The sequence below is a fragment of the Solidesulfovibrio sp. C21 genome, assembly GCF_047785625.1.
Lineage (GTDB): Bacteria > Desulfobacterota > Desulfovibrionia > Desulfovibrionales > Desulfovibrionaceae > Solidesulfovibrio.
On record NZ_JBLODY010000017.1, the window covers coordinates 50,499 to 60,669 of the forward strand.

General features: G+C 67.2%; 7 protein-coding genes. 6 read left to right on the forward strand and 1 reads right to left on the reverse strand.

Annotated elements, in window-relative coordinates; genetic code table 11:
* Positions 1 to 63 precede the first annotated feature (63 nt).
* On the reverse strand, positions 64 to 1,074 hold the full coding sequence (gene phnD, locus ACMZ6R_RS07675; protein WP_416110331.1) for a phosphate/phosphite/phosphonate ABC transporter substrate-binding protein: 1,011 nt from the start codon (positions 1,072 to 1,074) through the stop codon (positions 64 to 66).
* A 164-nt stretch (positions 1,075 to 1,238) separates the two neighbouring features.
* Here phnD and ACMZ6R_RS07680 point away from each other — a divergent pair, with 164 nt between their 5' ends.
* The 6 genes from ACMZ6R_RS07680 (at position 1,239) to ACMZ6R_RS07705 (ending at position 10,047) form a co-directional block, all read left to right on the forward strand.
* On the forward strand, positions 1,239 to 3,557 hold the full coding sequence (locus tag ACMZ6R_RS07680; RefSeq protein WP_416110332.1) for a bifunctional diguanylate cyclase/phosphodiesterase: 2,319 nt from the start codon (positions 1,239 to 1,241) through the stop codon (positions 3,555 to 3,557).
* A gap of 271 nt (positions 3,558 to 3,828) precedes the next feature.
* On the forward strand, positions 3,829 to 5,466 hold the full coding sequence (locus tag ACMZ6R_RS07685) for a chemotaxis protein CheA (protein ID WP_416110333.1): 1,638 nt from the start codon (positions 3,829 to 3,831) through the stop codon (positions 5,464 to 5,466).
* Between the two features lie 68 nt (positions 5,467 to 5,534).
* Positions 5,535 to 5,990, forward strand: coding sequence for a response regulator (locus tag ACMZ6R_RS07690; protein ID WP_416110334.1), 456 nt, complete (start codon positions 5,535 to 5,537; stop codon positions 5,988 to 5,990).
* Entirely contained in the window at positions 5,975 to 6,511 is a 537-nt protein-coding gene (locus tag ACMZ6R_RS07695) for a chemotaxis protein CheD (protein ID WP_416110335.1), read from the forward strand. The genes ACMZ6R_RS07690 and ACMZ6R_RS07695 overlap by 16 nt, the downstream gene beginning before the upstream one ends.
* Before the next feature lie 3 nt (positions 6,512 to 6,514).
* Entirely contained in the window at positions 6,515 to 7,087 is a 573-nt protein-coding gene (locus ACMZ6R_RS07700; protein WP_416110336.1) for a hypothetical protein, read from the forward strand.
* Positions 7,084 to 10,047 carry a glycosyltransferase family 39 protein gene (locus tag ACMZ6R_RS07705; protein ID WP_416110337.1) on the forward strand — a complete coding sequence of 988 codons (2,964 nt, stop codon included), beginning with the start codon at positions 7,084 to 7,086 and terminating at the stop codon, positions 10,045 to 10,047. The genes ACMZ6R_RS07700 and ACMZ6R_RS07705 overlap by 4 nt, the downstream gene beginning before the upstream one ends.
* Positions 10,048 to 10,171 lie beyond the last annotated feature (124 nt).

A 10,171-nucleotide genomic window follows, 5' to 3' on the forward strand; every position in this document is an offset into this window, starting at 1 on the left:
CCATTTATCGCGACATACCATTGAAATGTTGTTATAAAATTCCCAGTTCTTCGGGATGCGGCGTCACATGCACGCCTGTAGGGACTGTAGCCGGCGCAATTGTTCCTCTATGGCTTCGAGCCGTTTCCGTCTCGCCTCCCGGCCTGGACCGCCCTCGGCGGTCAGGCGGAGCTTTTCCCGGTACAGTTCGATGATGCGGATGGGCACGAGCTGGCTGTTGCCGGAGGCTTCGAAGCCCGACCGACTGAGCGCGGCCAGCACCGCCCGTTCCCGGGCCAGTCGCGCCTCGGACTTGTCCGGAGCGGCCCGGCCGTAGTCCAGGAAAAAGGCCCGGATGCGGTCCTTGAGCCCGGCGGGCAGATCGGTCCGCCAAACGATGGGGTCCGAGGGTATGGGCGGCGAGGTCCAGATGGCCACGACCTCCCGGGCGAACTCGGGATAGCGCTGTCGATGGCGCTTAAGATCGAGGTTGTTGCCGGTGGCGACGTCGAGGCGGCCCGTGGCCACACCGAGAAAATTCTCCTCGTGGTTGCCGGAAACCACCCGCTTGAACACGGCGCGCGGGGAAACGCCCCGGGAAGCGAACAGATAGTAGGCCGGCACGGCATGGCCGGAGGTGGAATTGGGGTCGCCGTCGCCGAAGGTGAGCTGTGCCGCCCTGGCGAAAACAGCGTCGGCGTCCGCCAGCCCGGAATCCCGGCGCACGAGCAGATGGGAGAAATATTCGGTGCGCCCGGCCGGGTCGATGCTGCGCAGGGCGACCTCCCCCCCGGCCCGGTCCACGGCCTCGATGGCCGACTTGTTGCCGAGCCAGGCCACCTGGGCCCGGCCGGTGCCCATGGCCCAGATCACGCCGGCATAGTCCTCGTAGACCTTGGGCGTGACGGGCTCGCCGAGAAAGGCGGACAGGTCCGCCAGAAGCGGCCGCCAGCCGTCGAGCACCGTCTGCGGGGCGGAAGTCGCGATGAGGCCGAAGCCAAGCCCCCCCGCCCCGGCCATGGCCGGAGTCCCATGGCATGACAGCAGGATAAAAAGGACCACCAGCAGGCCCGCAAGCGGCTTTTTTTTGCGCATGACTTTTAAAGGCTATCCGAAAAAACGCTGATCATCGCAGGCGACATGGATTTGTCAATGAAATGTCACCGGCTCTTGCCACCGCCGACGGGCTTTTTTCCCGCATCTGGTATCTATAATCCGTATACCGTGTGCGCCCGGGGCGTTTTTTTTGGGGGGTGACCGTGAACCAGCAGCTCTTCGATTCCTCGATCATGTTCAAGCACATGCTCGAACAAAACAAATCCCTCGCCGGCAAAGTGCCCCAGGTACGGCCGCGCATGGCCTCGCTCCTGGAATGCACCGGCAACGCCCTGGAAGGCGACCTGGCCATTTTGACCTTGCAGGTGGCGGATTTCCACCTGAAATTTTCCGGCATCGGCATGGAAGCGGGACTGGCCTGCCTGCGCGCCTGCCTGGACGAAGCCATCGAACGCTTTTCCGCCGTCTACCCCGAGGGCGCGCTGCATTTCATCCAGGAAGCCTCGCCCGGGGATTACGTGCTGCTTTTCGAACACGACGGCCGCGACCCCGACGAACTGTTCTTCCTCTACCTGGCCTACCGGGCCGCCGTCACCCAGGGAGCCACCGAGCGGATGCGGCTGGTGTGCGGCGAGGAAATCGACCTGCGCGTGGGCTTCGCCCGGCTGGAGCCCGACCGGGACATGCCGCCGACGGCCGTTCTTTTCGCCGCCGTGTGCAAGGCCAAGCGGCTGGCCCAGCAAAAAATCGACGCGGCCGCCTTCCCTTCGCCGGTGGAAATAAAAAACCTCTTCGCCCAGGGGTTTACCGGCGTGGTCTACCAGCCGGTGGTCGACCTCGTCACAGGCATGACCATAGGTTGGGAAGCCTATGCCCGGGGCACCTCCGGCATTCCCATCCAGGACGCGTTGCGGCTTTTCGAGTTGACCGGATCCACAGAGAAGGCCCTGGAGGTGGAACAGGGGCTGTGCCGGCTGGCCGTCTCCGGCATCGGGCGGCTCAAGCCCCGGCAAAAACTTTTCTTGAACGTCGGCCCGGCGACCCTTTGCGGCCACGATATCCAGCCCCGCGAGTTCGCCCGGCTTATCGGCGAATTCGACCTCGAACGCAACCAGATGGTGCTCGAATTCTCCGAACGCCTGTCCTTTAGCGAACTGGCCGCCCTGCCGGAAATCCTCGACGCCTACCGCGACCTGGGCTTTCTGACCGCCATCGACGACGTGGGCGCGGGCCAGTCCAACATGATGCTTTTAGCCCGGTTGCGCCCGGATTTTTTCAAGGCCGACATCACGCTGACCCGCGACATCGAATGCAACCCCTTCAAGCGGCTGATGGTCGAAACCCTCGTGCTCATGGCCGAAAAGACCGGGGCCAAGGTCATCGCCGAGGGCGTGGAGACCGAGCTGGCCTTAAGTTCCCTCGTGTCCATGGGCGTCCACGCCGGCCAGGGCTACTACCTCGGCGCGCCGGCCTATCCCAAGCCCGAGGGCGGCATGCCCATGCCGCCGAAGGCCAGCTTCGGCCAAGCCAGCGTCGGGGACTGGAAATGCTCCTCCCCGGTGGGCGACCTGCTGGCCCCGTGCCTGGAGGTGGACACGGAGAAACGCGTCGGCGACGTCAAGGCGCTTCTGGCCGACAAGCCGGCCATGTGCAGCGTGGTGGTGGTGGAAGGCAGGACCCCGGCCGGACTGCTCATGAACTACAACCTGGACAAGGCCCTTTCCTCCAAGTTCGGTATTGATCTCTACCACAGGAAACGCATCACCCGGCTCATGGACGCAAGCCCCCTGTGCGTGGAATGTGACACGCCCATCGAGGAGGCGGCCCGACTGGCCATGAACCGGGTGGCCACCAAGATTTACGACGATATCGTCATCACCCTGAACGGGGAGCTTCGCGGCACCGTGTCGGTGCAAAAGATGCTCGACACCCTGGCCAAGGTCCAGGTGGAGCTGGCCAAGGGCTCCAATCCCCTGACCGGGCTTCCCGGCAACGTGGCCATCGAACAGGAGTTCCAGCGCCGGGGCCGGGAAAAGCTGCCCTGCTCGATGATGTACGTCGATCTCGACAACTTCAAGGTCTACAACGACGTCTACGGCTTCAGCCAGGGCGACAAGGTCATTCTGCTCACCTCCCGGGTCCTGCGCGAAGCCGTTTCCCGCCAGGGCTCGCCCGGCGACTTCGTGGGCCACGTGGGCGGGGACGACTTCGTGGTCATCGCCGCCCGGGGCGCGGCCGACGCCGTGGCCGACGCCGTGGTCACCGTTTTCGCCACCGAGGTCCCCAGGCTCTACACCCCGGAAGACCGCGATCGCGGCTTCATCCGAGGCAAAAGCCGCGACGGCATGGAAAAGGACTTTCCCCTGATCACGCTGTCCATCGGCATCCTGGAATGCCTGTTCGCCGCGCCCATCACCTTCGAGGACTTGAGCCACAGGGTGGCGGAGGTCAAAAAGTTCGCCAAGTCCCGGGCCGGCAATTCCGTGGTCCGCGACCGCCGCGCGCCCCTTGGGGCGCTTTAGAATGGAAAAAGATGCGAGAGGGGAACCCTTTTTGAAAAAAGGGTTCCCCTCTCGCGCTCTCCCTTCCCCAAAACTTTTAACGGTGACGGGTAGGGGTAATAACAACCCCCTGTAACCGTTAGAAGTCTTTGAGGAGGGGGCCCGGGGGAACCCCTTTCGTAAGACAAGGGGTTCCCCCGGGTGCGCGCCGCATCCCTTTCCGCGCCGATGCACCTTGCTTCCAGGGCGCTTGGCCCGTACACTTCCGTGGCGTGCCTGTCGCGCCACACCCATGGTCGAAGACGACAAAATATTCGAACTGTTCGCCGAAAGCTGCCTGGAGCAGCTGCGCGGCATCGAAGCGGCCATCCTCGATCTGGAAGCCGCCGGCCCGGACGCGCTTGGCCCGAAAGTTGCCGCCGTTTTTCGCGCCGCCCACACCATCAAGGGCGACGCCGGAGCCGTGGGAGCCGCGCCCCTGGCCGAACTCGCCCATGCCGTGGAATCGGTCCTCGATGCCGTGCGTGGGGGCCGTCTGCCCATAACCCCCCGGCTTGTCGGCGAACTTCTGACCGTCTTCGACGTGATCAAGACCATGGTCGAGGACCCCGTGGCCGGACGCAGTCGCGACGTGGCCCCGGAAATAGCCCACATGGCCGCCCTGCTTAAGCGGGACCAGCCCCCCCAGGCGCCCCAGCCCGTCGAGGAACCGCTCCCGGGCGAAGCCAAAGCCGACGAACATATCCGCAAGCTGGCCATCGACGCCCGGGAACTCGACATCCTGGTCGATCGGGTCGGCGAACTCGGCATCGCCCAGGCCCGGCTGGCCACGCTGTCCGCCCATCGCCACGACGGGGAACTGCGCGACGTGGCCGAGGAAATGGAGCGGCTGGCGTCGCTGCTGCGCGATCAGGTGCTGGGGCTGCGCCTTTTGCCCATCAAGATCAGCTTCCCCAAATATCGCCGGCTGGTGCGCGACACCTGCGCCACCCTCGGCAAAGACGCGGAGCTGGTCATGGACGGCGAGAACACCGAGCTTGACAAGGCCGTCATCGAACAGCTCAATACGCCTTGCATCCATCTGCTGCGAAACGCCGTGGACCACGGCATAGAGCCGCCCGACGCCCGGCAGGCCCTCGGCAAGCCCCGGCGCGGCACCATCAACCTTGCCGCCCGCCAGGACGGCAACGACGTGGTCATCGCCATCGCCGACGACGGGGCGGGCATCGACGCCGCCAAGCTGTGGCGCAAGGCCGTGGCCGCCGGCCGCATCGATCCGGACCGGCCCTACGACCCACAGGCCGCCCTGGAGCTGATCTTTCTGCCGGGCCTGTCCACGGCCGAACGGGTGGGCGCGGTGTCGGGACGGGGCGTGGGCATGGACGCCGTGCGCGAGGGCATCGCCGCCCTGCGCGGCCGCATCGAGGTGGCCTCGACCCCGGGGGCCGGATCCGTGTTCACCATACACCTGCCCGTGTCCCTGGCCATTATCGACTGCCTGGAAGTGCGCCTTGGCGCGGAGACCTATTACCTGCACCTCGACTACGTGGAGGAATGCCTGGAGTTGCCGCCGTCGGTGACCCTGCACCGGGGCCGGGGTGTGATGGAGCTGCGCGGCGAGGCCATGCCGCTCGTATGCCTGCGCCATTTTTTCGACCTGCCCGGGCCCATGCCGCAAGCCTCCCATGTGGTCACGGTGCGCCGCGGCGAAGGCCGGGCCGGGCTTGTGGTGGACGGGGTGATCGGCCGCAAGCAGGCGGTGCTCAAGCACCTGGGCCACGGGCTCGGCAAGGTGGCCGGCGTGCTCGGGGCCACGGTCACCGAGGGCGGGGACATGGCCCTTGTGGTGGACGTCCCGGGCCTGCTACACGCCGCGCTGGCCGAGGACAATGAAGCAGACGGCCACGCCGCCGCAACGAAAATTTCATGACTATGTCGGCCCGGTAATACGGATAACGGACCTTGAGGACACGACACGAAAAAAACGGAGGGTGACCCATGCCTCGCGCCCTGATCGTCGACGACAGCCGCTACCAGCGCTATCTTATCATCCAGGCCCTGGGCGACCGCTTCACGCCGGACGAGGCCGCCAACGGCCGCGAGGCCCTGGCCCTATTCAGGGCCGCCCGGGAAAAAGGCCAGACCTACGATCTGATCGTCATGGACATCCTCATGCCCGAACTTTCCGGCCACGACGCCCTGGCCGGCATCCGCCGCCAGGAAGTCGACGATGGCATTGCCGAGGGATGCCGCACGCCGGCCGTCATGCTATCCAGCCTCGACGATCCGGCCAACATGCTGCGCGCCCAGTTCGAATCCGGCGCCCAGGCCTATGTCACCAAACCCTTCACCCCGAAGACATTGCTCGAAGCCCTGGCCAGCCTCGGCCTGGCCGACAACCCGCTTAGTGCCGATGACTTCGAACCTGATACCCCTCCATGCAAGATCTTCTAGATCGCTTTCCCGGTCATAACCTGGCCTTCCTCAACGTGGCCCAGGGCGGGCTCTACGAGCAGCCGACCATGGCCCACACCGTGCTCGGGTCCTGCGTGTCCGTCACCTTTTTCGCGCCCCGCCACGGTCTGGCCGCCATCTTCCACGCCCTGCTGCCCAGGGCCTCGGAATACCGCCTCCATGGGATCGAAAGCACGCCCTACAAGTTCGTGGACTCGGCCATCACCGCCATGGTCCACCGGCTCGCCTATCGCGGCGTGCCGCTGCAGCATATCGAATGCAAGGTGTTCGGCGGCGCCTGCGCCCTTTTCGCCGAGGAACTTTCGGTGGGACGGCGCAATGTGGAAACGGCGTTCGCCACCCTGGCCGACCTGGGCCTGCGGGTGGCCGCCTCCAACGTGGGCGGCGAACGCGGCCGCAAGATCGTCTTCGCCTCGAGCACGGGCGAAATTTTCGTGCGCCTACTCGGCAACGGCAACGGCAGGCCCGCCTGCAAATATCCCCGCGAAAAAAGGTCCTAGGTTTTGCCGGATCCGTCTTCTCCCACCGGTTGCGCTCCCCGTCGCCTGCTGGCCGCCGTGTGCGCGGCCCTTGGCTGCGTCCTGCTTGCAACCGCGACGGCCTTTACCGCCACCTGTCCCGGGGTGGGGGAAGCCGCCGATGCCAAGGCCCTGGTCGGGGCCGCCACGCGTCTTCTTTCCGCCACGCCCCGCGATGTTCCCGGCGCGGCCGCCTGTCTGGAAGCGGCCTTTGCCGCCGGCGATCCCGGCGCGGCCGTGGTCCGGGGACAGCTCGCCCTGGAAGGCGCGGACGGGTCGCCGGACTCCACCCTGGCCATTGCCTGGTTTTTCCGGGCCGCCCGGGCCGGCTCGCCCCAGGGGTATCTGGCCGTCGGCCAGGCCCTGCTTGCCGGACGGGGCGTTCCGGCCGACCCGTACTGGGCCTACTGGCACCTGGGCCGGGCCCTGCGCCTGCCGGGACTATCGCCCGAGAAGGCCAAGGCCGCCAGGCAGGCCGCCGCCACGGCGGCGCGGGAACTCACCCCGGCCCAGCGCGCCACCCTCGACGCCAACCTGGACGGCAGGGCCGCGCCATGACCTTTGCCCCACCCAACGCGCCGCGTCGCGCCTTTTCCCCCGGCCCCGACTGGGCCCTTATCGCCGGCCTGACCCTCGTCGGGCTGTGGCTGCGCCTTTACGCCCTGGATGTGGTGGGGCTGTGGTGGGACGAATTCGTGACCCTTGGCCGGGCGTCCTGGCCGCTTCATGACATGCTGCCGTCGCTGGCCTTCGAGGGACCGAGCGACGTGAGCCTCGATTCCTCGCCGCCGCTCTTCCACCTGCTCGTGCATGCGAGCCTCGCCCTTTTCCCGGCCACGGACTGGGCCGTGAAACTGCCGAGCGTCCTCGCCGGCACGCTGACCATCCCCGTGGTCTGGCTGCTTGGCCGACGGCTTTTTTCCAGCACAACGGCCATGGCCGCCGCGACCCTCTGCGCCCTGTCGCTTTTCCACATCCACTATTCGCGCGAGGCCCGGCCCTACGCCCTCTACCTGCTCTTCGCCCTGCTCGGGCTCTATTTCCTGGCCCGGGCCCTGGCCGCAACCGGCCGGCGGCGCGACTGGATCGGCTTCGCCCTGGCCAATGCCCTCATGTTTTACGCGTCCTACCTGGCCGCGGCCACGTTTTTCGCCGAAGGGCTCATCGTGGCGGCCCGGGCGGCCCTGCTGTGGCGCAGCGAGCGGCGGGCGGCCCGGCGGCTTCTGGCAAGCGCGGCCCTTTGCGCCGTGGCGGTGTTTGCCGCCTATCTGCCCTGGCTGCCGGCCCACATCTTCCAGGTGCGCACCATCCATGCCGACGGTCCCACCGGAAACCGCTTCGACTCGGCCGGTTTTTTGTCCGTGCTCAAGGCCTTTGCCGCAGCCTATTACCAGGGCGGCGCGCCCTGGCCGGCCTTTCTGGCCGTTCTGGCCGGGGTCGGACTTGTGCGCCACATCGTCATGGGCCGGCTGCGGGCGCTTTGCGCCCTCGGGCTGTGGGCCCTTTGCGCCCTGGCCATGGCCGCCGCGCTACCCACGCAAATCCATGTCTCCATCCGCTATCTGGTCAACATCTTCTTTCTCTACGTCTATCTCGCCGCCGGCGGCATCGAGGCCCTGTGCGCGCTTTTCCGCCGCCTGTCCGCCAAAAGCGTCACGGCCCTGGCCATGCTTCTGGCCGCGGCCTGCTCCATGCCCACCTTCGAGACGCTGCCCATCTACGCCAAGCGTGACAGCCCGAGCATCAAAAGCGTGCTGGCCGACCTGCTCGTGGCCAAGGACAACGTGGACTGGCTGTTTTATTACCGCAACCGGCACCTCAAGATCATCTCCGACTGGTACCTGCGCGGCGCGTTTCGCACGGCCGTTTCCCTGCCCGACCGCCGCTACCGCCGCTTCTTCCTGCTCACCCCGGACGATCTCGTGCACAAGCGCGCGCTTCCCGGCCTCGTGCCCGTGGCCAGGACCTTCTGGGCCGACAGCGCCAAGGGCGGCGTGGTCAACAGCGCCCCCCTGCCCCTGGACGTTCCCTACGCCGCCGACTTCACCGACCTGTCCTTTTACGCCGACGTCTATAGCGCCGACAACATGGCCCCGGACCTCGGCTACGGCACCCTGGCCCTGTACGATTGCCGCATCCCGGGCCGGGCCGTTTTCGCCTTCGTCGCCCCGCCCGGAATGCGGCGGGAAAAAACACGGGCCACGGTGGATTTCGCCCTGCGCCCGGGCAAGGCCTCCCTGCCGGAAACCACGGCCAACCTGGCCGTGGGCACGGACCCGGACGCCCTGGTCACGGCGGCCACGGTCCGGGCGGCCGATTTCGCCCCGGGCACGACCCATTACAGCCGCAGCGTGGACCTGCCCGTCCCGGACCCGGCCACGGGGCTGGTGTATGTCGCCCTCGGCCTCGACCCCGGCCATGTGGACGGCACCCTGGAATTCGCCGGCTTGCGCCTCGCCCCCCCGGCCGCGCCCCCGACGCTTGCCGTCAGGCCGGTCTGGGAGCGCCGGGCAACGGCCATCGCGGCCAACACCCGGGTGCTGCCGGGACTCGACGGCGCGGCGGTTCTCGGCGGGGAAACGCTCTTCGGTTTCGCCGACACGGCCCGGCCGGACCTGTCGCTCGGCGGCCCCGAGGCCCTTGCCGCCTATCTGGCCGCCTACCCGGACGACACGCCGGTTGCGACCCTGGCCGACGCGAGCGGCCATATCCGCGCCCGCTACTTCGATCCCGGCCTGCGCCATCCCTTCATCGCCGTGACGCCCCGGCCGCGTCCGGTCCTCCCCGGCTTCAGCCGGGCGATGACCGCCAAAGGCCTTGTCGCCTCGGGAAATATCGCCGGCCAGACGGTCAGCGTGGGGCAGGAGCGCGTCAGGCTGCCGGTTGCCGCCCCGGCCGGATCGAAGCTGCTCCTGGGCGCCGACGGCAAAGGGCTGGTCCACTTTTCCCCGGGTTTCGACGCGCCCCTCGCCAACCTGCTCTCCCAGGCACTCCTCGCCCACGCCGTCGTCGCCGTGCCGGGCTCGCCCGCCCTCACCTGCGCCGGCGATGCTCCGTGCTTTCTGACCTACGCCGTGACAGCCGCACCCGGCGCGACGCCCATCACCGGCTTTCGCCTGGCCTGGTATCCGCGCGTGTTGACCGACGGCACCGGGCACAACCGCCTGAGCGCAACCTATTCCACGGACGGCGCGACCTACCAAACGCTTGGAACACTGCGCAGCGCAGGGGATTTTTTCTGGTACGGCGGCAAAATGCGCATGGCCCGGGAGGTGCGGCTGGCCCATCCGACGAAAAAGCTCTACGTGCGCTTCGCCCTGTCCGGCGGCGGCGCGCAGCTGTGGAGCGCGCCCGAAACGCGGATGACCCTGGACGTGCGCCTTGCGGACACAGGTTTCTCCGGGCTGCCCCTGCCCGCGAGCACGGTCCCGGCCCAAAGCGACGGCCCGGACGCCTGCGCCGTGCTGCCCACCCGCGAACCGCCACCCCTGGGCTGGCCGCTCCGGGAACGGATGTAGATGTAATGGAATTTTGAGGAAAAGGAGCCGGGGGAAACCCTTTCTGAAGAAAGGGTTTCCCCCGGGCCCCCTTCCCAAAGACTTTTAACGATTACAGAATGTTACCATTAGCCTACCCTTCACC